General features: G+C 60.7%; 30 protein-coding genes. 11 read left to right on the top strand and 19 right to left on the bottom strand.

From position 1 onward, the window contains the following. Positions 1–90: 90 nt before the first annotated feature. The gene (gene rpoH, locus ACIGDJ_RS13495; RefSeq protein WP_016772717.1) at positions 91–945 is read left to right on the top strand and encodes an RNA polymerase sigma factor RpoH; all 855 of its coding nucleotides are present in this window, start codon (positions 91–93) and stop codon (positions 943–945) included. A gap of 150 nt (positions 946–1095) precedes the next feature. Here rpoH and mtgA read toward each other — a convergent pair whose 3' ends face one another. Beyond that, complete coding sequence (mtgA, locus tag ACIGDJ_RS13490) at positions 1096–1818, bottom strand: monofunctional biosynthetic peptidoglycan transglycosylase (protein WP_101161268.1); 723 nt, start codon at positions 1816–1818, stop codon at positions 1096–1098. 74 nt (positions 1819–1892) lie between these two features. On the opposite strand from mtgA, the gene ACIGDJ_RS13485 reads away from it, so the two are divergent. The 4 genes from ACIGDJ_RS13485 (at position 1893) to trmB (ending at position 4136) form a co-directional block, all read left to right on the top strand. After that, entirely contained in the window at positions 1893–2273 is a 381-nt protein-coding gene (locus ACIGDJ_RS13485; protein ID WP_101161265.1) for a DUF423 domain-containing protein, read from the top strand. 71 nt (positions 2274–2344) lie between these two features. After that, positions 2345–2545 carry a sulfur carrier protein ThiS gene (thiS, locus tag ACIGDJ_RS13480; RefSeq protein ID WP_178081225.1) on the top strand — a complete coding sequence of 67 codons (201 nt, stop codon included), beginning with the start codon at positions 2345–2347 and terminating at the stop codon, positions 2543–2545. Between the two features lie 61 nt (positions 2546–2606). Then, entirely contained in the window at positions 2607–3401 is a 795-nt protein-coding gene (locus ACIGDJ_RS13475) for a thiazole synthase (protein WP_397504563.1), read from the top strand. A gap of 9 nt (positions 3402–3410) precedes the next feature. Continuing rightward, positions 3411–4136: a tRNA (guanosine(46)-N7)-methyltransferase TrmB gene (gene trmB, locus ACIGDJ_RS13470; RefSeq protein ID WP_024014663.1), complete on the top strand. Its 726-nt coding sequence runs from the start codon at positions 3411–3413 to the stop codon at positions 4134–4136. 466 nt (positions 4137–4602) lie between these two features. Here trmB and ACIGDJ_RS13465 read toward each other — a convergent pair whose 3' ends face one another. The 10 genes from ACIGDJ_RS13465 to ACIGDJ_RS13420 all read right to left on the bottom strand — a co-directional run bounded on the left by ACIGDJ_RS13465 (position 4603) and on the right by ACIGDJ_RS13420 (position 11931). After that, positions 4603–5151, bottom strand: coding sequence for an RNA 2'-phosphotransferase (locus ACIGDJ_RS13465; RefSeq protein WP_397478641.1), 549 nt, complete (start codon positions 5149–5151; stop codon positions 4603–4605). Positions 5152–5222: 71 nt separating this feature from the next. Then, positions 5223–5546: a DUF3392 domain-containing protein gene (locus ACIGDJ_RS13460; RefSeq protein ID WP_008083808.1), complete on the bottom strand. Its 324-nt coding sequence runs from the start codon at positions 5544–5546 to the stop codon at positions 5223–5225. 27 nt (positions 5547–5573) lie between these two features. Continuing rightward, positions 5574–6779 (bottom strand): radical SAM family heme chaperone HemW, encoded by a 1206-nt coding sequence (gene hemW / locus ACIGDJ_RS13455; protein WP_397478640.1) that lies wholly within the window; start codon positions 6777–6779, stop codon positions 5574–5576. Continuing rightward, the gene (gene rdgB / locus ACIGDJ_RS13450) at positions 6776–7372 is read right to left on the bottom strand and encodes an RdgB/HAM1 family non-canonical purine NTP pyrophosphatase (protein WP_397478639.1); all 597 of its coding nucleotides are present in this window, start codon (positions 7370–7372) and stop codon (positions 6776–6778) included. The genes hemW and rdgB overlap by 4 nt, the downstream gene beginning before the upstream one ends. Continuing rightward, positions 7369–7803 carry a DUF4426 domain-containing protein gene (locus ACIGDJ_RS13445; RefSeq protein ID WP_312999682.1) on the bottom strand — a complete coding sequence of 145 codons (435 nt, stop codon included), beginning with the start codon at positions 7801–7803 and terminating at the stop codon, positions 7369–7371. The genes rdgB and ACIGDJ_RS13445 overlap by 4 nt, the downstream gene beginning before the upstream one ends. Before the next feature lie 26 nt (positions 7804–7829). Further along, complete coding sequence (gene metW / locus ACIGDJ_RS13440; RefSeq protein WP_101161244.1) at positions 7830–8450, bottom strand: methionine biosynthesis protein MetW; 621 nt, start codon at positions 8448–8450, stop codon at positions 7830–7832. Positions 8451–8457: 7 nt separating this feature from the next. Continuing rightward, a complete protein-coding gene (locus ACIGDJ_RS13435) occupies positions 8458–9597 on the bottom strand; it encodes a homoserine O-acetyltransferase (protein ID WP_312999678.1) in 1140 nt (379 codons plus the stop codon). A 204-nt stretch (positions 9598–9801) separates the two neighbouring features. Further along, positions 9802–10392 carry a YggT family protein gene (locus tag ACIGDJ_RS13430; protein WP_039757546.1) on the bottom strand — a complete coding sequence of 197 codons (591 nt, stop codon included), beginning with the start codon at positions 10390–10392 and terminating at the stop codon, positions 9802–9804. Positions 10393–10402: 10 nt separating this feature from the next. Further along, positions 10403–11221 (bottom strand): pyrroline-5-carboxylate reductase, encoded by an 819-nt coding sequence (gene proC / locus ACIGDJ_RS13425; protein WP_312999674.1) that lies wholly within the window; start codon positions 11219–11221, stop codon positions 10403–10405. A gap of 23 nt (positions 11222–11244) precedes the next feature. Continuing rightward, on the bottom strand, positions 11245–11931 hold the full coding sequence (locus ACIGDJ_RS13420) for a YggS family pyridoxal phosphate-dependent enzyme (RefSeq protein WP_397478638.1): 687 nt from the start codon (positions 11929–11931) through the stop codon (positions 11245–11247). A gap of 56 nt (positions 11932–11987) precedes the next feature. Here ACIGDJ_RS13420 and ACIGDJ_RS13415 point away from each other — a divergent pair, with 56 nt between their 5' ends. Further along, a complete protein-coding gene (locus ACIGDJ_RS13415; RefSeq protein ID WP_016772732.1) occupies positions 11988–13022 on the top strand; it encodes a type IV pilus twitching motility protein PilT in 1035 nt (344 codons plus the stop codon). Positions 13023–13172: 150 nt separating this feature from the next. Here ACIGDJ_RS13415 and ACIGDJ_RS13410 read toward each other — a convergent pair whose 3' ends face one another. Then, positions 13173–13790: a C40 family peptidase gene (locus ACIGDJ_RS13410; protein ID WP_101161233.1), complete on the bottom strand. Its 618-nt coding sequence runs from the start codon at positions 13788–13790 to the stop codon at positions 13173–13175. A 248-nt stretch (positions 13791–14038) separates the two neighbouring features. Between ACIGDJ_RS13410 and ACIGDJ_RS13405 the strand changes: the two genes are divergently transcribed. Then, positions 14039–14473, top strand: coding sequence for a TM2 domain-containing protein (locus ACIGDJ_RS13405; protein ID WP_101161231.1), 435 nt, complete (start codon positions 14039–14041; stop codon positions 14471–14473). Between the two features lie 97 nt (positions 14474–14570). On the opposite strand, the gene ACIGDJ_RS13400 is transcribed toward ACIGDJ_RS13405, so the two are convergent. From ACIGDJ_RS13400 to gshB, 7 genes are all read right to left on the bottom strand, one after another. After that, the gene (locus tag ACIGDJ_RS13400; RefSeq protein WP_397478637.1) at positions 14571–15842 is read right to left on the bottom strand and encodes a dihydroorotase; all 1272 of its coding nucleotides are present in this window, start codon (positions 15840–15842) and stop codon (positions 14571–14573) included. Further along, positions 15839–16843: an aspartate carbamoyltransferase catalytic subunit gene (locus ACIGDJ_RS13395; RefSeq protein WP_101161225.1), complete on the bottom strand. Its 1005-nt coding sequence runs from the start codon at positions 16841–16843 to the stop codon at positions 15839–15841. The genes ACIGDJ_RS13400 and ACIGDJ_RS13395 overlap by 4 nt, the downstream gene beginning before the upstream one ends. A gap of 27 nt (positions 16844–16870) precedes the next feature. Next, a complete protein-coding gene (gene pyrR, locus ACIGDJ_RS13390) occupies positions 16871–17377 on the bottom strand; it encodes a bifunctional pyr operon transcriptional regulator/uracil phosphoribosyltransferase PyrR (protein WP_101161223.1) in 507 nt (168 codons plus the stop codon). A gap of 81 nt (positions 17378–17458) precedes the next feature. Further along, positions 17459–17896, bottom strand: a complete 438-nt coding sequence (gene ruvX, locus ACIGDJ_RS13385; protein ID WP_016772738.1) for a Holliday junction resolvase RuvX — start codon at positions 17894–17896, stop codon at positions 17459–17461. After that, the gene (locus ACIGDJ_RS13380; RefSeq protein ID WP_101161220.1) at positions 17896–18468 is read right to left on the bottom strand and encodes a YqgE/AlgH family protein; all 573 of its coding nucleotides are present in this window, start codon (positions 18466–18468) and stop codon (positions 17896–17898) included. The genes ruvX and ACIGDJ_RS13380 overlap by 1 nt, the downstream gene beginning before the upstream one ends. Before the next feature lie 135 nt (positions 18469–18603). After that, positions 18604–19503 carry an energy transducer TonB gene (locus ACIGDJ_RS13375; RefSeq protein ID WP_101161217.1) on the bottom strand — a complete coding sequence of 300 codons (900 nt, stop codon included), beginning with the start codon at positions 19501–19503 and terminating at the stop codon, positions 18604–18606. Between the two features lie 107 nt (positions 19504–19610). Continuing rightward, positions 19611–20582: a glutathione synthase gene (gshB, locus tag ACIGDJ_RS13370; RefSeq protein WP_101161214.1), complete on the bottom strand. Its 972-nt coding sequence runs from the start codon at positions 20580–20582 to the stop codon at positions 19611–19613. Between the two features lie 225 nt (positions 20583–20807). On the opposite strand from gshB, the gene pilG reads away from it, so the two are divergent. The 4 genes from pilG to ACIGDJ_RS13350 all read left to right on the top strand — a co-directional run bounded on the left by pilG (position 20808) and on the right by ACIGDJ_RS13350 (position 24379). Then, positions 20808–21212 (top strand): twitching motility response regulator PilG, encoded by a 405-nt coding sequence (gene pilG, locus ACIGDJ_RS13365; RefSeq protein ID WP_016772743.1) that lies wholly within the window; start codon positions 20808–20810, stop codon positions 21210–21212. A 60-nt stretch (positions 21213–21272) separates the two neighbouring features. Further along, on the top strand, positions 21273–21638 hold the full coding sequence (pilH, locus tag ACIGDJ_RS13360) for a twitching motility response regulator PilH (RefSeq protein ID WP_101161212.1): 366 nt from the start codon (positions 21273–21275) through the stop codon (positions 21636–21638). 10 nt (positions 21639–21648) lie between these two features. Beyond that, positions 21649–22188 (top strand): chemotaxis protein CheW, encoded by a 540-nt coding sequence (locus tag ACIGDJ_RS13355; RefSeq protein ID WP_101161210.1) that lies wholly within the window; start codon positions 21649–21651, stop codon positions 22186–22188. A 142-nt stretch (positions 22189–22330) separates the two neighbouring features. Beyond that, positions 22331–24379, top strand: coding sequence for a methyl-accepting chemotaxis protein (locus tag ACIGDJ_RS13350; protein ID WP_101161207.1), 2049 nt, complete (start codon positions 22331–22333; stop codon positions 24377–24379). Positions 24380–24388: the final 9 nt, after the last annotated feature.

The raw sequence follows: 24388 nt of genomic DNA, 5'->3' as shown, positions 1-24388 counted from the left end.
TGCGGTTTTTATGGGAACTTGTACCTGAGTTCCCGGTCAATTTTTCGCAGTGCCGAGAGGCACGAGTATGTAAGTGGGAGGTTTTTTCGTATGACCAATTCTTTGCAACCTGCATATGCGCTGGTTCCGGGTGCGAACCTGGAAGCCTACGTGCACACCGTCAACAGCATTCCATTGCTGACGCCGGAGCAGGAGCGTGAACTGGCCGAGAGTCTCTACTATGAGCAGGATTTGGGGGCGGCTCGGCAGATGGTGCTCGCCCACCTGCGTTTTGTCGTACACATTGCCCGTAGCTATTCCGGCTACGGTCTGGCTCAGGCTGACCTGATCCAGGAAGGTAACGTCGGCCTGATGAAGGCCGTCAAGCGCTTCAACCCGGAAATGGGCGTGCGTCTGGTGTCGTTCGCCGTGCACTGGATCAAGGCGGAAATTCACGAGTTCATCCTGCGCAACTGGCGCATTGTGAAGGTCGCGACCACCAAGGCCCAGCGCAAGCTGTTCTTCAACCTGCGCAGCCAGAAGAAACGTCTGGCGTGGCTGAACAACGAGGAAGTCCACCGTGTGGCGGAAAGCCTCGGCGTCGAGCCGCGGGAAGTGCGCGAGATGGAAAGTCGCCTGACCGGTCATGACATGGCCTTCGATCCGGCCGCCGAAGCCGACGACGACAGTGCTTTCCAGTCGCCGGCCAACTACCTGGAAGACCACCGGTACGACCCGGCGCGTCAACTCGAAGATGCCGACTGGAGCGATAACTCGAACACCAATCTGCACGAAGCACTGGAAGTGCTCGACGAGCGCAGCCGTGACATTCTCTACCAGCGCTGGCTGGCGGAAGAGAAAGCCACGCTGCACGACCTGGCGCAGAAGTACAACGTGTCGGCCGAGCGAATCCGTCAGCTTGAGAAGAGCGCGATGAACAAGCTCAAGTTGTCGATCGCCGCGTAACTGGCGAGCAGGCAATAAAAAACGCCCCGATCAGCGAAGATCGGGGCGTTTTCATTTGGAAAATCAAAAGATCGCAGCCTTCGGCAGCGCCTACAGGTGAACCGCAATCCCATGCGGGAGCTGGCGAAGGCTGCGATCTTTGCTTTGGACTCATTCAGCCCAAGGTGCCCGCCGCGAGTCGTTCAGCCCCAGCAAATAACTGTCTCCGCCCAGCTGACTCATCTGCTGCCGAATCCACCCGGCCCGGCGCGATACATAACCGGTCGGCCGGCTCGCGCTCCACACCCGAGGATTGGGCAGGACGGCGGCCAGATAGCTCGCCTGCTGGCGCGACAACGATTTTGCGCTCACGCCAAAGTGATGACGAGCCGCCGCTTCGGCTCCAAACACGCCGTCATCCCATTCGACGCTGTTCAGGTAAACCTCGAGAATCCGCTGTTTGGGCCAGAACACCTCGATCAACGCGGTAAACCACGCTTCCAGGCCTTTGCGCAGATAACTACGGCCCGACCACAGAAACAGGTTTTTCGACACCTGCTGGCTCAGGGTGCTGGCGCCGCGAATCGAGCCGCCCAGTTCGTTGTGAGCCAGTGCGGCCTGGATGGCGCGCAGATCGAAGCCCCAATGTTCGGGAAATTTCTGATCCTCCCCGGCAATCACCGCCACCTTCAGATCGTCGGAGATCTCGTCCCACGGCTTCCAGGTGCGCTGCAGGTCGATCGGCTCGCCGTCGACCCACGATTCAACCTTGCGCTCGACCATCAACGCCGTGCCCGGCGGTGGCACGAAGCGAAACAGCAGCACCAGCAAGACACTGCCACCGGCGAACCAGAGCAGAGCCTTAATGAGACGACGGAAAATTGAACGCAGCATAGAGATGGCTTGGCCGAACCCGTGGAGCGGGCCATTATACAGACCCTGCCGACGGCGTCTGACTGGAGTTCCCCATGCTGCGTGGCTTTTTGATGCTGGCCGCTTTTTTCGGTTTCACCGGTGTTGCGTTAGGCGCGTTCGCCGCCCACGGTCTGAAAAACCGACTGACCGCCGACTATCTGGCGATTTTTCATACAGGTGTCACCTATCAATTGGTACACGCCTTGGCACTGTTCGGTGTAGCGCTGCTGGCCACGCAGGTGCAGGGCCGACTGGTCGCCTGGGCTGGCGTGTCGTTCTCGGTGGGTATCCTGTTGTTTTCCGGCAGCTTGTACCTGTTGACCATGACGGGTGTCAGCAAGCTCGGCATCATCACGCCGTTCGGTGGCCTGGCCTTTCTCGCCGGCTGGGTATGTCTCGGCCTCGCAGCGTGGCGCTTGCAGCCGACCGCTTGACGCTTGGTACTGACCTTTAGGTCATGATCGGGCTAGAATGCCAGCCCCTAAAAATGATGGCGGCGTTGTGCATGCGCATTCAATTGAACGGCGAACCCTTTGAACTGCCCGACGGCGAGACCGTTGCGGCGCTGATTACCCGCCTGGAACTGACCGGACGCCGGGTAGCAGTCGAGCTCAATCTGGACATCGTCCCGCGCAGCCAGCACGCAAATACCACGCTTAATGACGGCGACAACGTCGAAGTGGTACACGCCATCGGCGGCGGTTGATTGCCCCGGCCCGCGAGGGCACAGAATTCTGCAAGACCCTCATCCCTCAAGAGGATTCCTTATGAGCATCGTTCGTAGCGACAAGCCTTTTGTGCTGGCCGGTCGTACCTACCAGTCGCGTTTGCTGGTCGGTACCGGCAAGTACCGCGACATGCAAGAAACCCGTCAGGCCATCGAAGCCTCGGGTGCCGAGATCGTCACCTTCGCCGTGCGCCGCACCAACCTGGGCCAGATCGAAGGCGAGCCGAACCTGCTCGAAGTGCTGTCGCCGGAACGCAACACCTTCCTGCCGAACACTGCCGGTTGCTACGACGCCATCGAAGCCGTGCGCACCTGCCGCCTCGCGCGTGAGCTGCTCGACGGCCACAACCTGGTGAAGCTGGAAGTGCTGGCCGATCAGAAGACCCTGTTCCCCAACGTGATCGAAACCCTCAAGGCCGCCGAAACGCTGGTCAAGGAAGGCTTCGACGTGATGGTCTACACCAGCGATGACCCGATCATCGCCCGGCAGCTGGCGGAAATCGGTTGCATCGCCGTGATGCCGCTGGCCGGTCTGATCGGCTCCGGTCTGGGCATCTGCAATCCGTACAACCTGCAGATCATCCTCGAAGAAGCCAGGATCCCGGTGCTGGTGGATGCTGGCGTCGGTACCGCTTCCGACGCGACCATCGCCATGGAACTGGGGTGCGATGCGGTGTTGATGAACTCGGCCATTGCCCACGCTCAGCAGCCAGTGATGATGGCGCAAGCCATGCAACACGCCATCGTCGCTGGTCGCCTGGCGTACCTCGCCGGTCGCATGCCGAAAAAACTCTATGCCAGCGCCTCTTCGCCGCTGGATGGTCTGATCAAGTAAGAGCCATTGATGACTGAATCGAACGACACGCCTGTCCAGCCGGACGAAGGCGACGAGCGCCAACACCGCCGCATCAAGAGTTTCGTGATGCGCGCCGGGCGCATGACCGAAGGCCAGCAACGTGGCCTGGACCAGGGCGCGCCGCTGTACGTGCTGCCGCTGGCCGATGCGCCGGTCGATTACGACCAGGTGTTCGGCCGCTCGGCGCCGCGCTCGCTGGAAATCGGTTTCGGCATGGGCCATTCGCTGCTGGAAATGGCCGCGGCCGCTCCGGAACAGGATTTCATTGGCGTTGAAGTGCATCGTCCGGGTGTCGGCGCGCTGCTCAATGGTGTGCTGACCCAAGGCCTGACCAACCTGCGGGTCTATGATTGCGACGCGATCGAAGTGCTCAACCGCTGCATCGCCGACAACAGCCTCGATCGCCTGATGCTGTTTTTCCCGGATCCGTGGCACAAGAGCCGCCACCACAAGCGACGCATCGTGCAGGCCTCGTTCGCCGAACTGGTGCGCAGCAAGCTCAAGGTCGGCGGCATTCTGCACATGGCCACCGACTGGGAGCCGTACGCCGAATACATGCTGGAAGTGATGAACGTCGCCCCCGGCTACCGCAACCTTGCCGAAGACGGCAAATGCGTCCCACGCCCGGCCGAACGCCCGATCACCAAGTTCGAACGCCGCGGCGAACGACTGGGGCATGGCGTGTGGGATCTGAAGTTCGAAAAGATCGCTTAAACATCACGCACTAAACACTGTGGGAGCGGGCTTGCTCGCGAATGCGTCGTGTCAGACAACATCAATGTTGAATGATTTACCGCTTTCGCGAGCAAGCCCGCTCCCACAGTTGTTTTCGGGTTTTGCTCAAGTTTGGCCGTGACCCGCCGTAAGCTTCTCGCCCCCCATTTGTTAAGGAAGACAAATCTTGAAAGCCACTGGCGTTGACTCGTGGAGACAGCAGCGATCGACGCGACATCGGCAATATCGAAGACTTCGATAAAGCGATAGCGCTGGGCTGCAAGGATTCTGTTGGCCTCAAGGCGATCCTTCAGGCGCAGAGCCGCTTATCGAAGAGCCATTGAACCAAGTCCCATTGGGGGAGCGGGCTTGCTCGCGAAGAGGGACTGTCAACCGGCGTGGATGTTGAATGTCAAACCTTCATCGCGTGCAGGCTCACTCTACAGTTGTTTTGAGTATTCGGGATTTACAGAGTTGTCAGGAAACGCACAGGTACGAGTTCCGTCAGCCACACGCCGTTTTCGGCCTGATAGAACTTGAAGCCTTCTTCCTGCATCTGCTGCGCCGCGACTGCGAGTACCACTACGCTGCCGTAGCGTTGCCCTACGGCAGTGGCAGTGGCGAGTTCTTCAGAGAGATGCACATGGTGGCGTGATCCAGGAATCAAACCTTGTTCATTAATCGATTCAAGAAAACGCTTCGCTGTACCGTGATATAGCGATTGCGGCGGGTTCTTTTCTTCGAATTGCAGCTCGACGGTTTTCGTCGAGTGACCCTGAACAGCGCGGATGCACAAGCCGTCAGCGGAAATCGAGAAACGCTTCTTGTCGCTACTCGCCACCACAGCTTCAATCAAAACACGATCTAGGGTACGTCCGTCTCGGGCCGCGCCACTAATCAGTGCGTTGATATCTGCCCAGCCATGCGAATCCAGCGTCAGACCAATCGTCTGAGGCTCGTGGCGCAGTACGTAGCTGAGAAATTTGCTCGTTTCATCCAGCAGTTTTTTACTCATGTTCTTCCTTGAATGAGCCAAGCTGATCGTCCCCACGCGGAGCATGGGAACGATCACAAGCGGCTGACAGGTTAGCGGCGATCAGCAACCACGCCGATCAACACCAGCACCACCAGCAACACCGGCGCCAGGCTGTAGTTGTTGAACTGGCTCAAGCCTTTGATCACCCACGGAGTGGCGTAGATCAGCGCCGCGCCGCTGCCGATCAGGCACAGCAGGGCCATCAGGGGCACGCGCAGGGCGCCCGCGATGCTGCCCAGACGTTGCTCGACCCAGCCCTTGAAGTCGGCGCCGAACAGCACCAGCAGGCAACCGACCAGCGCCAGGGCGATTTCCGAGAGATTGCTGCGGCTCCAGCGGGAGACGGTGGCCAGCAGGTCGAGTATCAAATCCATGGGTTTATCCTTAGGCCGCCGTTGGGCTCAGCTCAGAAATTGTTGCAGCAAGTCGTTGAGGAACAATTGTCCGCGCTCGGTGGCCGCCAGACGTGACGGTTCGACCTGCAACAGACCGCTTTGTTCGGCCTCGCGCCGGCCTTCGGCAAGCGTGTCCAGCGACAGGCCGGTGCGTTCCGGATACAGGCGCGATTCGACGCCGGCAGTCAGGCGCAGGGCGTTCATCAGGAATTCGAACGGCATTTCCTCATTGCTCAGGTATTTCTCGCCCGCCTGAAAGCGCTTTGCCGGGTTCAGATAATCCTTGGGCAGTCGGGTTTTCCATGTGCGCACGATGCGCCCGTCCGGGTGGCTCAACTTGCCATGGGCGCCGGCGCCGATGCCGATGAAGTCGCCGAAGCTCCAGTAATTGAGGTTATGCCGCGCCGGCCGTCCGGCCTGGGCATACGCCGACACTTCGTATTGCGCGTAACCGTGCTCGGCCAGCAGCGCTTGGCCGGCTTCCTGAATGTCCCACAACGTGTCGTCCTCCGGCAGCACTGGCGGCTGGTTCCAGAACACCGTGTTCGGCTCCAGCGTCAGCTGATACCAGGAAATGTGCGTCGGCTTCAGCGCGATGGCCTGACGCAGGTCGCTCAAGGCGTCGTCCAGCGACTGATCGGGCAAACCGTGCATCAGGTCGAGATTGAAGTTATCGAACCCGGCCTGCCGCGCCATGCCTGCGGCACGCACGGCTTCGTCACCGTTGTGGATGCGTCCGAGGGCTTCAAGCTTTTCCTGCTGAAAGCTCTGGATGCCGATCGACAGCCGATTGATACCCAGCTTGCGATAAGCGACAAACTTCTCTTGCTCGAAGGTGCCCGGATTCGCCTCAAGGGTGATTTCGATATCGTCAGCGAACGGGATGCGTTGCTCGACACCCTTCAACAAACGCCCGAGGGCTTCGGCGCTGAACAGGCTCGGCGTCCCGCCACCGAAGAAAATCGAAGTCAGCTCTCGGCCATACACCGCATGCAGATCCTGATCGAGATCGGCCAGCAATGCGTCGACGTACTCCTGCTCCGGCAGCACGGGGCTGGCGGTGTGCGAGTTGAAATCACAATAGGGGCATTTGCGCACACACCACGGGATGTGGATATACAGCGCCAGGGGCGGCAGGGTTGGCAGCGGTGCCCGAGGCGAGGACGCGGCGCCGCCGATGATCAGCGACGACGCGGAAGAATCAGTGGTCATTGCAAGCCCAGACGCTGGCGCAGCAGATCCATTGCACGGGCGCGGTGGCTGATCCGGTTCTTGTCGGCCGGGCTCAGTTCGGCGCTGGAGCAGTCGCGCTCCGGCACCCAGAACAGCGGGTCGTAACCGAAACCGTGTGCGCCGCTGGCAGCGGTGAGGATGCGCCCGTGCCACAGGCCTTCGCAGAGAATCGGCAACGGATCGTCAGCGTGGCGCACCAGTGCCAGCACGCAGACGAACTGCGCGCCGCGCTCGGCTTGCGGCACATCTTTCAAAGCGTCGAGCAGTTTGGCGTTATTCGCCGCGTCGCCCTGGCCATCGGCGTAACGCGCCGAGTAGATGCCCGGCGCACCACCAAGAAAATCCACTGCCAGACCGGAATCGTCGGCCAGTGCCGGCAGCCCGGAAATGCGTGCGGCGTTGCGGGCCTTGAGGATCGCATTCTCGACGAACGACAGGCCGGTTTCTTCCGGCTCGACCTTGCTCCACTCGCCAATCGAGCGCAGTTGCACCGAGTCGCCGAGCATGGCCTGGAGTTCTTTGAGTTTGCCGGCGTTATGGCTGGCCAGTACGAGCTGCTTGATGTTCATCATTCGCCGGGAAAGAGTTCTTGGTTGAAATTGAGGGTGTTGATCTTGTCGCCATTCTGCACCTTGATTTCAAAGGTGCGGGTTTCCTGCTGCGGCACCGGGTACTGGGCGATGTAGTAGATCGCGCCCTGTTCGGTGACCTGGCGGAATTTCAGCGGCACGCTGTTGCTGGTCAGGTCCTTGATCGTGCCGGTGACGCTGGCGATCACCGGTTTGCCGTCCTTGACCACCGAGACGTTGATTACGCCCTGATTCTTGCTGCGAATCAGCTCGGCAGCCTTGGCGATGTCCGGTTGCAGGAACGTCGAGTTGAAAGTGTTGTAGTGCACCGTGATGTCGCCGAAGGTTTCCTTGCGCTCACCTTTGATGACGTCCGCCGCCATGGCGCTGGCGCTCAGGCAGGCGGTGAGTAACAACAACGCTAAACGACTCATGTTCGTGCTCCTCGAAATGGCTCGGCTCAGACCGCGACTTTGTGGTCCGCCAACTGCGGGCTGCTGACGCGGTAGATACCGATTTCACCTAACAGATTAGGCCATAGCTTACTGGCCCACCCGTGGCGGTGCTGTTGATCCACGGCAAGCCGATCAATGACCTTGGCATCACGTTCGCGACACAGTTCTTCGAAATCCTCGAAGGTGCAGAAGTGAATGTTCGGCGTGTTGTACCAGGTGTACGGCAGGAATTCCGACACCGGCATGCGGCCCTTGCTCGCCAGGTACCAGCGGCAGCGCCAGTGGCCGAAGTTGGGGAAGGTAATGATGCACTGGCGACCGACACGGAGCATTTCATCAAGGATCTTGTCCGGGTAATGCACCGCTTGCAGAGCTTGAGTCATGACAACGATGTCGAAACTGTTGCTGGCAAAGTTACCCAGGCCTTTGTCCAGGTCCTGCTCGATGACGTTGATGCCCTTGGCCACGCACTCGGCGATGTTCTCGGCGTCGTTTTCCAGGCCATAACCGGTAACGTTCTTGTTGTCGCGCAGCCAGCTCAGCAGCTCGCCGTTACCGCAACCGAGGTCGAGGACGCGGCTGCCGGCGGGGATCCATTCCTGGATGATTTCCAGATCAGCTCTCATGGCTTTCTCACAACGAAATGCGGTTCATGTAATTGCCGAACGCCTGCAAATAACGCGGGATCGGAATCAGGAAGGCGTCGTGGCCCTGCGGCGCGTCGATCTCCAGATAACTGACGTCCTTGCGCGCGGCCATCAGCGCATCCACCAGCTCCCGCGAGCGCGCCGGGGAGAAGCGCCAGTCGGTGGTGAATGACATCACACAGAACTTGGCTGTGGCATTTTCGAAGGTTTTCGCCAGATCATCGTCGAAGTTCGCCGCCGGATCGAAGTAATCCAACGCTTTGGTCATCAGCAGATAAGTGTTGGCATCGAAGCGTCCGGAGAACTCTTCGCCCTGATAACGCAGGTAACTTTCGACCTGGAACTCGACACTGTGGAAGTCGTAGTTGAGCTTTTCGCTCTTCAGACCACGGCCGAATTTCTCACCCATGGAGTCGTCGGAAAGATAGGTGATGTGCCCGACCATGCGCGCCAGCATCAGCCCGCGCTTGGGAATCACGCCTTGTTCCTGGAACGAACCACCGTGGAATTCCGGGTCGGTGAGAATCGCCTGTCGCGCCACTTCGTTGAACGCGATGTTCTGCGCCGACAGCTTCGGCGCCGAGGCGATGGCCAGGCAGTGACGCACGCGGTCCGGGTAAGTGATGGTCCACTGCAGCGCCTGCATGCCGCCGAGGCTGCCGCCAATCACCGCAGCCCACTGGCCGATACCGAGCATGTCAGCCAGGCGCGCCTGGCTGTGCACCCAGTCTTCAACTGTGAGCACCGGGAAGTCGGCGCCGAACGGCTTGCCGGTTTCCGGGTTGGTGCTGCTCGGGCCGGTGGAGCCATTGCAGCCGCCGAGGTTGTTCAGGCTGACCACGAAGAACTTGTTGGTGTCGATCGGCTTGCCGGGCCCGATGCAGCTGTCCCACCAACCGGGCTTGCGGTCGTCGACGCTGTGATAACCGGCAGCGTGGTGGTGACCGGACAGCGCGTGGCAGATCAGCACGGCGTTGCTCGCCTGGGCATTCAGCGTGCCGTAGGTTTCGTAGATCAGGTCATAAGCGGCCAGCGAACGGCCACAGGCCAGCGCCAGCGGATTGCTGAAGTGCGCGGTTTGTGGTGTCACCAGACCAACAGAATCGGGGGGAAAGGCAGTTGGCATCGACCCTGCTCTCGTTGAAATGAGGCGTAAGTCTAAAGACCGGTGGGGTTAGCGGCAAGCAACGATAGGGCCCGGTGTGTTCACTCTTGAACGTGGTGCGGCCATTCGCAAGCAGGCTCGCTCCCACAGAGAAATGCAATCCCCTGTGGGAGCGAGCCTGCTCGCGAAAAAGGCGACTCGGTCAGTCAGACCGAACGCGCAGGCTTACATCAGCAAACGCAGAATCTCCGGCATCATCGTCATCGCCGCCAGATTGTTGATCACCAGCATGTCGATCAATTTCAGCGCGAGGAAGGCGAAGATCGGCGACAGGTCCAGACCGCCCAGATTCGGCAGGAAGCGGCGGAACGGGGCCAGTGCCGGCTCGCAGATCTGGTTGACCAGCTCAGCGCCCGGATTGTGGCTGCCCGGTGCGACCCACGAGAGGATCACGCTGATGATCAGGGCGAAGAAGAAGATCTTCAGGAACAGCGCGGTCACGCCAATCAGCGACCAGATCAACAGTTGCAGCGGATTGCCGGTGGTGCCGTAGGTCAGCAGCAGGGTCAGCGCCATCAGCAGCAGCTGCACCAGGATTGCCAATACCAGCGACGACATATCGAGGCCGAACAGGCTCGGGATGATCCGGCGCAGCGGTTTGAGCAGTGGTTGGGTAGCCTTGACCACGAACTGGCACAGCGGGTTGTAGAAGTTCGCCCGCACCAGTTGCAGGACGAAGCGCAGCAGCACGATCAGCAGGTACAGGCTGCCGAGGGTTTGCAGCACGTAAACCGCTGCGGTGTTCAATCCGATCATGAAAGGCTCCTTATTTGCCCAGTTGTTCGGCCATTTCGGCCGAGCGGTGCGCGGCGGCGCCGAGTGCGGTTTCAACCAGCGCTTCGAAGCCGCCAGCCTGGAATGATTTGATCGCAGCTTCCGTGGTGCCGTTTGGCGAGGTCACGCGGCGGCGCAGTTCGGCTGCATCGACATCGCTAGACACCGCCATGTGCGCGGCGCCCAGAGCAGTCTGCACGGTCAGTTGCTCAGCGATCTCTTTTGGCAGGCCAAGTTTGACGCCGGCGGCGGTCATCGCTTCGATCAGCAGGAAGAAGTACGCCGGGCCGGAGCCGGACACTGCGGTGACTGCGTCCAGTTGCTGCTCCTCGTCCAGCCACAGGGCGATGCCGACGGCGGACAGCAGCTCTTCGGCTTGCTGACGCTGCTCGGCGGTTACTTCGCTGGTCGCGTACAAACCGCTGACGCCTTGGCGCAGCAGCGCCGGGGTGTTGGGCATGCAGCGCACGATCGGCTGCTCGCCAAGCCACGCGGTGATGCTCGCGCAGGTGATGCCAGCGGCGATCGACACCACCAGTTGATTGGGCTTGAGGCTCGGGCGAATTGCCTCGCACACGGCTTTCATCGCCTGTGGCTTGACCGCCAGCACGATGACATCGACGCCTTCGATGGCCTGGGCGTTGTCAGCAAAGGTCTCGATGCCGTGTTCAGCGCTGACCCTGGCGCGGGTGTCTTCGCCCGGATCGCTGGCGCGGATCTGCGCCGCTTCCAGACCCTTGGCGCGCAGGCCGCCAATCAGACTGGCCGCCATGTTGCCCGCACCGATAAACGCAATACGTGTGTTGCTCATGTGTGGTCCTTATCTGGAAACGTTCAAGACTGGGAATAATCTCTGGCGCCGAACAGTGCGGTACCGATCCGCACCCAGGTCGCGCCCTGGGCAATCGCCGACTCGAGGTCGTGACTCATGCCCATCGAAAGTGTGTCGAGCGGCAGGTCGAGGCTGGCCTGCAAACGCTGCACGGCAGCAAAAGCGGCATCCTGCTCGGCGCGCTCTTCGGTCGGCTCGGGAATCGCCATCAACCCGCGCAGTTTCAAGTGTGGCAACGCGCTGATGGCCTCGGCCAGCGCCGGCAGATCGGCCGGAGTACAGCCGGATTTGCTCGCTTCGCCGCTGACATTCACCTGAATGCAGATGTTCAGTGGCGGCAGTTCGGCCGGGCGTTGTTCGGACAGGCGTTGGGCAATTTTCAGACGATCCACGGAGTGCACCCAGTCGAAATGCTCGGCAATCGCGCGAGTCTTGTTCGATTGAATGGGGCCGATGAAGTGCCAGATCAAGGGCAGGTCGGCTAACTCCAACTGTTTACCGAGGGCCTCCTGGAGGTAGTTCTCGCCGAAGTCGCGCAGGCCGGCGGCATAGGCTTCACGCAGGGCCTGGGCGGGTTTGGTCTTGCTCACGGCGAGTAGCTGGACGCTTTTTTCAGTTCGTCCGGCAGCGGCTGTCGCGGCCTGAATGCGTGAACTAACGAGGGCGATGTTGTCTGCTATGGTGGACATCAAGAGGCGCCGGCGGTCTGTAGGTTCGCGGCATTCTACTGGAATTGAGGGACGCTATGGATATCACTGAACTGCTGGCCTTCAGCGCCAAACAGGGCGCTTCCGACCTGCACCTGTCGGCCGGCCTGCCACCGATGATCCGTGTCGATGGCGACGTGCGACGGATCAATCTGCCGGCGCTGGATCACAAGCAAGTGCACGATCTGATTTACGACATCATGAACGACACCCAGCGCATCGAATTCGAGAAAAATCTGGAAACGGATTTTTCCTTCGATGTGCCCGGCGTGGCGCGGTTTCGGGTCAACGCGTTCAACCAGAACCGTGGCGCCGGCGCGGTATTTCGCACCATTCCATCGAAGGTGCTGAGCATGGAAGACCTCGCCATGGGCGATGTTTTCCGCAAGATCACCGACGCGCCGCGCGGGCTGGTGTTGGTCACCGGGCCCACCGGCTCCGGCAAATCGACCACGCTGGCGGCGATGATCGATTACCTCAACACCCATCGCCATCACCACATCCTCACCATTGAAGATCCCATCGAGTTTGTTCACGAATCGCGCAAATGCCTGATCAATCAGCGCGAAGTCCATCGCGATACCCGCAGTTTCGCCACCGCGCTGCGTTCGGCGCTGCGTGAAGATCCGGACGTGATTCTGGTTGGCGAGATGCGTGATCTGGAAACCATCCGCCTGGCGCTGACCGCCGCCGAGACCGGGCATCTGGTGTTCGGCACGCTGCACACGACCTCGGCGGCGAAGACCATCGACCGCGTGGTCGACGTGTTTCCCGGCGATGAGAAGTCTATGGTGCGCTCGATGTTGTCGGAGTCGCTGCTGGCGGTGGTCTCGCAGACGCTGATCAAGAAGATCGGCGGTGGGCGGGTGGCGGCGCACGAGATCATGCTGGGGACGTCGGCGATTCGTAACCTGATCCGCGAGGACAAGGTGGCGCAGATGTATTCGGCGATTCAGACCGGCGGGTCGTTGGGAATGCAGACACTCGATATGTGCCTGAAGGATCTGGTGACCAAAGGCTTGATCAGCCGCGAGCATGCGCGAGAGAAAGCGCGTACACCGGATAATTTCTGAGGAGAGCTTTATTGCTGTTGCCGGCCCCTTCGCGAGCAAGCCCGCTCCCACAGGTGACAGCATTCCAACTGATGGAACGCGGTCGAATGTGGGAGCGGGCTTGCTCGCGAAGGGGCCAGCAGTGTTTGAGCAAAGTCCGAATCAGTCAGCCTAGCGCTGGACTACACGCAGTTGCTGTTGCTCTTTGGGCAACACGCGCTTGGCTACGACATAGTGCTTTTGCCAGTACGGCTTGTTCAGCGTGTCGATGCTCACTGATTTGCCCCGGCGCGGGGCGTGGATGAAGCGGTCGTTGCCCAGGTAGATGGCAACGTGATTGACCCGACGGCTCTTGATGTTGAAGAAAATCAGGTCGCCCGGCTTCAGATCCTTGCGCTCGACTTTCTCGCCGTGGCCGCTGGCCATGGCGTTGGAGGTGCGTGGCAGGTCGAACGTGGCATCGTTGAACGCATATTTCACCAGACCGCTGCAATCGAAGCCTTTACTTGGGCTGCTGCCGCCCCAACGATAAGGTGTACCGAGGACGTTTACCGCACGGCTGAGCACATTGCTGCTTTCCTTGCTCGCCATCGGTGGCACCAGCTTGCTGTGGCTCTTGCTGCTCAGCGTGGTGGTCTTGCTCTTGCTGCTTTTGCTCGAAGGAGCCGAAGCATGGGATTTAGGGGTGAAGCCGTTGACGTTGGGAAGACGTTGCTCACGATTGGTGGCGTGGGCGGCCAGTGGCATTAATAGGCAAATAGTCAGCCATGTCTTGAAAAATGGTCGCATTAGGCGTGGCTCATAAGTGATAGCGCGCAACTTTATAACAGCTTTTTTTGCCGTTCCGGGGCCGTTCATCGATTCAATCGGCTGGTTGCGGAACCAAAAACGCTCAAAAAGTACGCAATTGTCCGACAGAAGTCAGGTTCTACAAGGGTTTCGCGCTAGCAACGGTAACATTTGCCATACGTCGGCTACCTGTAAAAAAGTCACAAAGAAATGAAGAATATTTATCTATCGAGTGCAATGAGGTCTTAATGAACAGCTATCAGCTCCCCCGCGTAAAGGAAAAAGACACTCACAGCAAAGTCATCGGCTACCTGCTGTGGATTTTCGGATTCACGGGCGCGCACCGCTTTTATTACGGTAAGCCGGTGACCGGGACGATCTGGTTCTTCACCTTCGGTTTGCTGGGGATTGGCTGGCTGATCGACGTGTTTCTGATCCCGGCGATGGACCGCGAGGCCGACCTGCGTTTTGCCGCCGGGCCGATCGAGTACAACGTCGCGTGGATCCTGCTGACCTTCCTCGGTGTGTTCGGCGTGCACCGGATGTATCAGGGCAAATGGATCAGCGGCCTGCTGTATCTGCTGACCGGCGGGTTGTTCTTTATTGGCGTGCTGTATGACTTCTGGACGCTGAACGATCAGGTGTCGGTGCGTAACGCGCACAATCGCGGCGCTTTCCAGTAAGTCATTGCCAGATCAAAAGATCGCAGCCTGCGGCAGCACCCACAAGTTGGAATGCATTCCATTGTAGGAGCTGCCGCAGGCTGCGATCTTTTGCTTATCAGGCTTGGTGGCTGATCCGCCCATCCACCAGCGTATAGCGAACTACACCCGGCAGGCTGTGGCCAATGAACGGGCAGTTTTCGCCTTTCGACAGCCACCGCTCGCCGGCCACCGTCGACGCTTGCGGGTCGAACAGCACGATATCCGCCGCCCCACCTACCGCCAGTTTGCCCGCCGGCAGACGCAACGCTTCGGCCGGCCCCGCGCTCAGGCGCGCCAGCAGTGTCGGCAGGTCGAGCAGCCCATCCTCGACCAGCGTCATCGCCAGCGGCAGCAGCAACTCAACACTGCTGATGCCCGGCTCAGTCGCGCCAAACGGCGCCAGTTTGGCGTCGCGCTCGTGGGGTTGGTGATGGCTGGAGATCGCCGAAACCACGCCGGACTTCACTGCGTCACGCAGGCCATCGCGGTCGGCACGGGTGCGTAGCGGCGGTTGCACGTGGTAGAGGCTGTTGAAGTCGATCAGCGCTTCGTCAGTCAGGATCAGCTGATACAGCGCGACATCGGCAGTGACTTTCAGACCTCGGGCCTGCGCCTGGGCAATCAGCGCCACACCGCGCGCACTGGTCAACTGACTGAAATGCGCGCGCACGCCGGTCTGCTCGACCAGCAGCAGATCGCGAGCGAGCGCCACGGTTTCGGCAGTTTCCGGGATGCCCGGCAGACCCAGGAAACTGGCGACCGCGCCTTCGTGGGCCAGACCGCCCTCGGCCAGATCGTGATCCTGCGAGTTGAAAATCACCGTCAGGTCAAAAGTCGCCGCGTATTCCAGCGCCCGGCACAGGGTGCGGCTGTTGCGGAAGCTTTCCAGACCGTTGCCGAACGCCACGCATCCGGCGTCGCGCAAGGCCACCAGTTCGGCCAGTTGCTCACCGTCCAGACCTTTGCTCAGCGCGCCGATCGGGAACACCTTGGTATTGCCGGCCTCGCGGGCGCGGTCGAGGATCAGTTCAGCCACCGCCGAGGTGTCCAGCACCGGTTTGGTCTTCGGCGGGCAGCACAGGCTGGTTACGCCACCGGCAGCGGCGGCGCGGGTCTCGCTGACGATCGAGCCTTTGCGGCTGTAGCCCGGCTCGCGCAGGGCAACGTTGAGGTCGACCAGGCCAGGCGCGGCGACGAGGCCTTGGGCATCAATGGTTTCTACGGCGTTGAAACCGGCCGGTGCAGCGCCGAGGGCGACGATTTTGCAGGCTTCAACGTGGATGTCGGTAATTTGATCCAGACCGCTGCTTGGATCGATGACGCGTGCGCCGAGAATGCTGAGCTTCATTGGGCGTTCTCCTGCTCGAATTGACGTTGCGCAGTCTGCCCGCTCATGGCCATGGACAGCACGGCCATGCGAATGGCGATGCCGTAGGTGACCTGATTGAGGATTACCGAGTGCGGGCCGTCGGCCACCGCTGATTCGATTTCCACACCACGGTTGATCGGTCCCGGGTGCATGACGATGCAATCGGGTTTGGCCCCGGCCAGACGCGCAGTGGTCAGGCCGAACAAGCGATAGAACTCGCCCTCGCTCGGCAGCAGGCCGCCGGTCATGCGTTCGCGTTGCAGGCGCAGCATGATCACCACGTCGACGTCTTTCAGGCCTTCGGCCATGTCGGTGTAGACCTTGACGCCGTACTGCTCGATGCCGATCGGCAGCAGGGTTTTCGGCGCGATCACGCGGATGTCCGGGCAGCCGAGGGTCTTCAGCGCGAGCATGTTCGAGCGCGCCACCCGTGAATGCAGGATGTCGCCAACGATCGCCACCGAGAGGTTTTCGAAACCGCCCTTGTGCCGACGGATGGTGAGCATGTCGAGCATGCCCTGGGTCGGGTGCGCATGACGGCCGTCGCCGCCGTTGATGATTGCCACCTGTGGGCAGACATGTTCGGCAATGAAGTGCGCCGCGCCCGAGTCACCGTGGCGCACGACGAACATGTCGGCGGCCATCGCTTCGAGGTTGCGCAGGGTGTCGAGCAGGGTTTCACCTTTGCTGGCCGACGAGGTTGACACGTTCAGGGTAATCACGTCCGCCGACAACCGCTGGGCCGCCAGTTCGAAGGTGGTGCGGGTGCGCGTAGAGTTTTCGAAGAACACGTTGCACACGGTCTTGCCGCGCAGCAGCGGGACTTTCTTCACCGCCCGGGCGCCGACTTCGAGGAACGAGTCGGCAGTGTCGAGGATTTCCGTCAGCAACTCGCGGCGCAAGCCGTCGAGCGAGAGGAAGTGGCGCAGCTGGCCCTGATCATTGAGCTGCAGCGGGCGCTTGGTATCTGGAGGCGTCATCGCGAGGGGGACTCTCAATAGGGCGTATTAAAGGGTGACGTCTTGCAGTTCGAGGGTCAGCGGCTCGGGGCCAGACAACTTGACCCGCTGGTTGCCGGCCAGGCTCAGAGTGGCGCCGACCACGTTTGGACGGATCGGCAGCTCGCCGGCGTCCAGGTCCAGCAGGCAGACCAGCGTCACGCTGGCCGGGCGGCCGTAATCGAACAGTTCGTTCATCGCGGCGCGAATGGTCCGACCGCTCATCAGCACGTCGTCGATCAGCACCAGATGCTGGCCTTCGATCTCGAAGGGCAGGGCGGACGGGCGCACTTGCGGGTGCAGGCCGTTCTGGCTGAAGTCGTCGCGGTAGAAGGACACATCCAGCGTGCCCAGTGGCGCATCGCTGGCCAGTTCCTTGAGCAGCGCCTGCGCGACCCAGATGCCGCCGGTGCGGATACCGATGTAACGCGGTTCGATGATGTCACGCTGGGCAAGGTGCGCCTTGAGGCGGGTCGCCATCTGGCTGATCAGATCGGCGGGATTGGGCAGGCTCATGGTTGCTCCTTCGTGATTCCGTGCTGCGTCCTGCCGGACGAAGCTCGGTTTATAACCAAAAGAAAAGCGCCGAAGCGCTTGTCAGGATTCAAACAATGCAGTGTTTTCATCGAGCCAGCCCTGCAGCAGCAGGGCAGCGGCGATGGCGTCCACCGGGTTGTCGCGGTAACTGCCTTTCTGCCCGCCACGCACCAGTCGCTCGCCCTTGGCTTCGAAAGTGGTCAGGCGTTCGTCGTGGGTATAGAAGGGCAGGTTGTAGCGGCCGTTGAGGCGGCGGGCGAATTTCTCCGCGCGTACGCACATCTCGCTGGGCGTGCCGTCCATGTTCAACGGCAGGCCGACCACTACGGCGTCGGGTTTCCATTCTTTTATCAGCGCTTCGACCTGATCCCAGTTCGGCACGCCATTCTGTGCTTTGAGGGTGCACAGCTCGCGGGCCTGGCCGGTGATGACCTGGCCGACCGCGACGCCGATCTGTTTGGTGCCGTAGTCGAAGCCGAGAATCAGGCGCAGGGCCATCAGGCGTGACCTGCCTGGCTGGTGAGCAGATTAAGGTCGATGCCCAAGTGCCGTGCCGCCGCTTCGAGGCGCAATTCACTGCGGGTGTTGAACAGGATGTCGGCATCGAACGGGCACGTCAGCCAGGCGTTGTCGGCCAGCTCGGCTTCCAGTTGCCCGGCCTCCCAGCCGGCGTAACCGAGGGTGATCAGGCTTTGCGCGGGGCCGATGCCGTCAGCGATGGCGAACAGTACGTCCTGCGAGGTCGACAGGGCCAGCTCACCGTCGAGCTGCGCGGTGGCCTGGAAGGTCTGGCCCGCCGGGTGCAGGACGAAACCACGATCGGTCTGCACCGGCCCGCCGATGAAGATCGGCACATCCTGACAGCGCGCCGGTGGCTCGATGTCCGGGCGCAGCTGTTCGAGGATGTCGGCCAGGTTCAACTCTTGCGGCCTGTTGACCACCAGCCCCATCGCGCCATTGGCCGTGTGCTCGACGATGTAGGTCAAGGTGTGGGCAAAGTTCGGGTCGGCCATGTGTGGCATGGCGATCAGGAAGTGATGCTTGAGGTAGCTGGGGCTGACGTTTTTCATGAGCGCTAGTGTGGCGTCGCAAGGGCGAACTGACAAGCTGAGGCTTTAAAAGATCGCAGCCTTCGGCAGCTCCTACAGAGTGTACGCAGGCCCACTGTAGGAGCTGCCGAAGGCTGCGATCTTTTGATTTTGCTCTTAATTGCTGGACAGTTTGTCGCCCCGGGCAAATTTCCAGGTGCGGATGATTTCCAGGCGGTCGATATCCGACAGATCGCCGGTAAACGGTGCAAACGGCGCAGCGAGGCGAACGATGCGCTGCGCCGCCTGATCGAGCAGTGGCTGGCCGGAGGACTCCAGCACCAGCACTTCATACAGCGAGCCGTCGCGATTGATCGAGACCATCAGGCGCAAATTGCCGTAGATCTGCTTGCGCCGCGCTTCTTCGGGGTAATTGAGGTTGCCGATGCGCTCGACTTTCTTGCGCCAGTCGTCCTTGTACCAGGCGCCCTTGTCGCGCATGGTCGAGGCGGCGCTCAAGCGGTGGATGCGCGGGCGTTTGGCGTACAGCTGTTGTTCCTTGGCCAGCTCCGCTTCGAGGCTGGCGATGTCGCTGGACAGCTGCGAGCTGTCGAACGCCGGCGCGTCGATGGTCGGTTTGACCTCGGTTTTGCTTTCTTCTTTTTTGGTCGGCGCTTTTTTTGGTTTCGGCGCAACGGTGGTCACCGCTGCCTTTGGTGCGGCTTCCTGCACCTCTGGCTTGGCCGCGGGCGGCGGGGTGACTTTCTTGACCTGATTGTCCTGGAATGGCGCGACTTCGGTGGTTTTGGGCAGGGCTTTCTTGTCCAGCGTGCCGCTGCCTTCCTGGTTTTCCTGGGCGAGAAAATCAGCCTTTTCCGGCTTCTTCTCGGCTTTGAAAGTCGCCAGGGTGATTTCCAGGGTTTTGCTGATCTGCTGCGGCTCGACCATGGTGAAGCCGACGCCCAGCAACAGCGCCAAATGAATCAGCGCCGCCAGAAACAGAGTAAAACCGAGGCGATCGGCCGGGCGCACGCCGCGATGGGCGAGTTCAGTGGGCAGATCGGACGGGAGGGTCATGACAAGAAAACCAACATCGCGTTTTTCAGAGGCTGCGCATGATAACGCAATGTTGGTTTCGCGCCTTGGGCTTCACGCTTCAAGCGACAGACTGCATGTGACGTGCATCAAGCTTGTGGCTTTTTGCCGGCCGCTTGCAGCTTTTTATCGATCGCATCCATCAGCATCCCGCCAATATCAGTGCCGAACGCATTGTCGATTTCGCGAATGCAGGTCGGGCTGGTGACGTTGATTTCGGTCAGGTGCTCGCCGATCACGTCGAGGCCGACGAACAGCAGGCCTTTTTCGCGCAGGGTCGGGCCGACCTGGGCAGCGATCCAGCGATCCTTCTCGGTCAGCGGCCGCGCTTCGCCACGGCCACCAGCGGCGAGGTTGCCACGGGTTTCGCCCAGCGCCGGGATCCGCGCCAGGCAGTAATCCACTGGCTCGCCATCGATCATCAGGATGCGCTTGTCGCCATCGACGATCGCCGGCAGGTAGCCCTGAATCATGATCTGCTGCTTGCCATGCAGGGTCAGGGTTTCGAGGATTACCGAGAGGTTCGGGTGGCCGGCGGTGTGGCGGAAGATCGACGAGCCGCCCATGCCGTCCAGCGGTTTGAGGATCACGTCGCCGTGATGGTCGGCGAACTGGCGTAATACGTCCGGGCGGCGGCTGACGATGGTCGGTGGCGTGCACTGCGGGAACAGCGTGGCGAACAGCTTTTCGTTGCAGTCGCGCAGGCTCTGCGGCTTGTTTACCACCAGCACGCCGGCGGCTTCGGCCTGTTCCAGCAGGTAAGTGGAATAGACGAACTCCATGTCGAACGGCGGATCCTTGCGCATCAGGATCACGTCCAGGTCGCTCAGCAGTTTGTCCTGCTCGGCGTCCAGTTCGAACCATTTGTCCGGGTTGGCGAAGACTTTCAGCGGCGCCATGCGCGCCCGCGCCTGACCTTCGGCCTGATACAAATCCTTCTGTTCCATATAGAACAGTTCCCAGCCACGCTTCTGCGCGGCCAGCAGCATGGCCAGCGAGCTGTCCTTTTTATAGGAGATGCTGGCGATAGGGTCCATGACAATCCCGACGCGAACGCTCATTGGGTTTTCCTCGAAATTTGGCTACCGAATCGGTATTGAAAAAGTGCCGCCAGAGTGGCGCCGGGCGGGTTTCGGGTCAAGGAAAAACCCGTCGATAGATTGCATCTGGAGACTGTGCTAAAAAGGCTGGCAGATCGCGCCGACCCTTGGCTATCAAGGGTTTCAGGCCATTATTCACGGCAAAACGGACAATTTGATTCGCAAAGGCGACGGTAGAACCCTCTTATGGAACAGCAGTCCAGCGCCTTGAAGGTCATGGTGATCGACGACTCGAAAACGATTCGCCGCACCGCCGAAACATTGTTGAAGAACGTCGGTTGCGAAGTGATCACCGCCATCGACGGTTTCGATGCGCTGGCGAAGATTGCCGACCACCATCCCGGGATCATCTTTGTCGACATCATGATGCCGCGTCTCGATGGTTATCAGACCTGCGCTTTAATCAAGAACAACAGCGCCTTCAAGGCCACGCCGGTGATCATGTTGTCCTCGCGCGACGGGCTGTTCGACAAGGCCAAGGGGCGGATTGTCGGTTCTGATCAATTTCTGACCAAGCCGTTCAGTAAAGAAGAACTGCTCAACGCGATCCAGGCCCATGTTCCGGGCTTTGCCGCCGTTTTGCCGCAGTAAGACACGCACAGTGACGCTCGGCCAGCGGGCCGGCAGTCGACCAGAAAAATGGGGAAGACCATGGCACGTATCCTGATCGTCGATGATTCGCCGACTGAAATGTACAAACTCACCGGCATGCTCGAAAAGCACGGCCATGAAGTGCTCAAGGCCGAGAACGGCGCCGACGGCGTGGCCCTGGCCCGTCAGGAAAAACCCGATGCCGTGCTGATGGACATCGTCATGCCCGGCCTCAACGGTTTTCAGGCGACTCGGCAGCTGACCAAGGATGCCGACACCGCGCACATCCCGGTAATCATCATCACCACCAAGGATCAGGAAACCGATAAGGTCTGGGGCACCCGTCAGGGCGCCAGGGATTACCTGACCAAACCGGTCGACGAAGACACCCTGATCAAGACCCTGAACAACGTACTCAAAGGCTGATCGCGCAATCATGAGCGAATCGCTGACCGCGTTCGAACTGCTCTGGCAGATCGACCAGCGCTGCCGCTTGCTGGCAGCGGATCTGCCCTCGCAAGCGGCGCGCCCGGATCGCTGGAGCGGGATCGGCTTTCGCCTCGGCGAGCATTGGTATGTGGCGCCGATGGGCGAAGTCAGCGAAGTCCTGCACGAGCCGCGCTTCACCCAGTTGCCCGGGGTCAAGCCGTGGGTCAAGGGTGTCGCCAATCTGCGCGGGCGGCTGCTGCCGATCATGGACCTGTGCGGGTTCTTCGGCCATGAGCTGTCGCCGCTGCGCAAACAGCGGCGGGTATTGGTGGTGGAGCATGAAGACGTGTTCGCCGGGGTGATGGTCGACGAGGTGATCGGTCTGCAGCATTTCGAACAGGGCAGTTTCGAGCCACTGTCGATCAGCAAGCGCCAGGGCTCGAAGGCCGAATTCGTCAAAGGCTATTTCCGCCGCGAACAGAACTGGCGGGTGTTCAGCCTGTTCGCACTGGCCAAATCCCCGGTATTCATGGGTGTGGCGGTATAGCAAGTACAACACTTCCCCCTGTGGGAGCGGGCTTGCTCGCGAATGCGGTGGGTCAGTCAATCCATGTGTCGGCTGACCTACCGCATTCGTGAGCAAGCCCGCTCCGACATTTGAAGGTGGCGGGTTTCATAGGCGAGGACCGATGACAACAGCAAAAACAGGCAAGTCGGCAGAAGCATCGCGCAGCCGTGCGCAGATCATCGTGCTGTTTATCGCGCTGATCGTGTTCATCATGCTGCTGTTCGCGAACTTTGCTTACCTCAACACCCAGGCGAACTACGACAAGCAGTACATCGGCCACGCCGGTGAGCTGCGCGTGCTCTCACAACGCATCGCCAAGAATGCCACCGAAGCGGCGGCGGGCAAGGCGGCTGCATTCAAACTGCTCAGCGATGCGCGCAACGATTTCGCCCAGCGCTGGGGTTACCTGAAAAAAGGTGATCCGAATACCGGCCTGCCGCCGGCACCCGTCGCCGTGCGCCCGGAAATGCGCGCGGTGCAGATGGACTGGGAACGCCTGCTGAAAAATACCGACGCGATCCTCACCAGCGAACAGACCGTGCTGTCGCTGCATCAGGTCGCCGCGACACTTGCCGAAACCGTGCCGCAGTTGCAGATCGAATACGAAAAAGTCGTGGAAATCCTCCTGCAGCGTGGCGCTCCGGCGGCGCAGGTGGCGATGGCGCAAAGGCAATCGCTGCTGGCTGAACGTATTCTCGGCGCGGTCAACACCGTGCTCGCTGGTGACGAAAACTCGCAACAGGCTGCCGACGCTTTTGGCCGCGACGCCGCGCGTTTCGGCCTGGTGCTCAACGGCATGTTGCAGGGCAACCCGGCGCTGAAAATCAGCCAGGTCGAAGACCGCGACGCCCGTGCGCGTTTGAGCGAAATCTCCGAGCTGTTCCAGTTCGTTTCCGGCTCGGTGGATGAAATCCTCGAAACCTCGCCAGAGCTGTTCAAGGTCCGCGAATCGGCGAGCAACATCTTCACCCTGTCGCAAACCCTGCTCGACGAAGCTTCGCACCTGGCCACCGGGTTCGAGCATTTGGCCGGCGGACGCAACACCGACACGATTGGCGGCTATGTGCTGGGCCTGCTGGCGCTGGCCTCGATCATCCTCATCGGTCTGGTCATGGTCCGCGAAACCAATCGCCAGTTGCGCGAAACTGCCGAGAAGAACGAGCGCAACCAGAACGCGATCATGCGCCTGCTCGACGAAATCGAAGACCTCGCCGATGGCGACCTCACCGTGACCGCTTCGGTGACCGAAGACTTCACCGGCACCATCGCCGACTCGATCAACTATTCCGTCGACCAGTTGCGCGATCTGGTGGCGACCATCAACCTCACCGCCGGCCAGGTTGCCGCCGCCGTGCAGGAAACCCAGGCCACCGCCATGCATCTGGCCCAGGCCTCGGAGCAACAGGCCCAGCAGATTTCTGAAGCCTCGACAGCGATCAGCGACATGGCCGAGTCCATCGATCAGGTCTCGGCCAACGCTGCCGAGTCGTCGGCGGTGGCCGAGCGTTCCGTGGAAATCGCCAACAAGGGCAACGAGGTGGTGCACAACACCATCCACGGCATGGACAACATTCGCGAACAGATTCAGGACACCGCCAAGCGCATCAAGCGCCTCGGCGAGTCTTCTCAGGAAATCGGCGACATCGTCAGCCTGATCGACGACATCGCCGACCAGACCAACATCCTCGCCCTCAACGCAGCGATCCAGGCATCGATGGCCGGGGATGCCGGGCGCGGTTTTGCCGTGGTTGCCGACGAAGTGCAGCGGCTGGCCGAACGTTCCTCAGCCGCGACCCGGCAGATCGAAACCCTGGTGCGGGCGATTCAGGCCGACACCAATGAAGCGGTGATTTCCATGGAACAGACCACCACCGAAGTGGTGCGCGGCGCGCGACTGGCGCAGGATGCCGGTGTGGCCCTGGAAGAAATCGAAGGCGTGTCGAAAACCCTCGCGGCGCTGATCCAGAGCATTTCCAACGCGGCGCAGCAGCAGACGTCTTCGGCCGGGCAGATCTCGCTGACGATGAATGTGATCCAACAGATCACCTCGCAAACCTCGTCGGGATCCACCGCCACCGCCGAGAGCATCGGCAACCTGGCGAAAATGGCCAGTCAGTTGCGCCGTTCGGTGTCCGGTTTTACCTTGCCGGCGGCGACAGATAAAGCGTGAGTGGAGTGG

The organism is Pseudomonas sp. NPDC079367 (assembly GCF_044542195.1).
Classification (GTDB): Bacteria; Pseudomonadota; Gammaproteobacteria; order Pseudomonadales; family Pseudomonadaceae; genus Aquipseudomonas.
The sequence above is the reverse complement of the archived record's forward strand: the minus strand, read 5'-3'. Positions and strand labels throughout refer to the sequence as shown.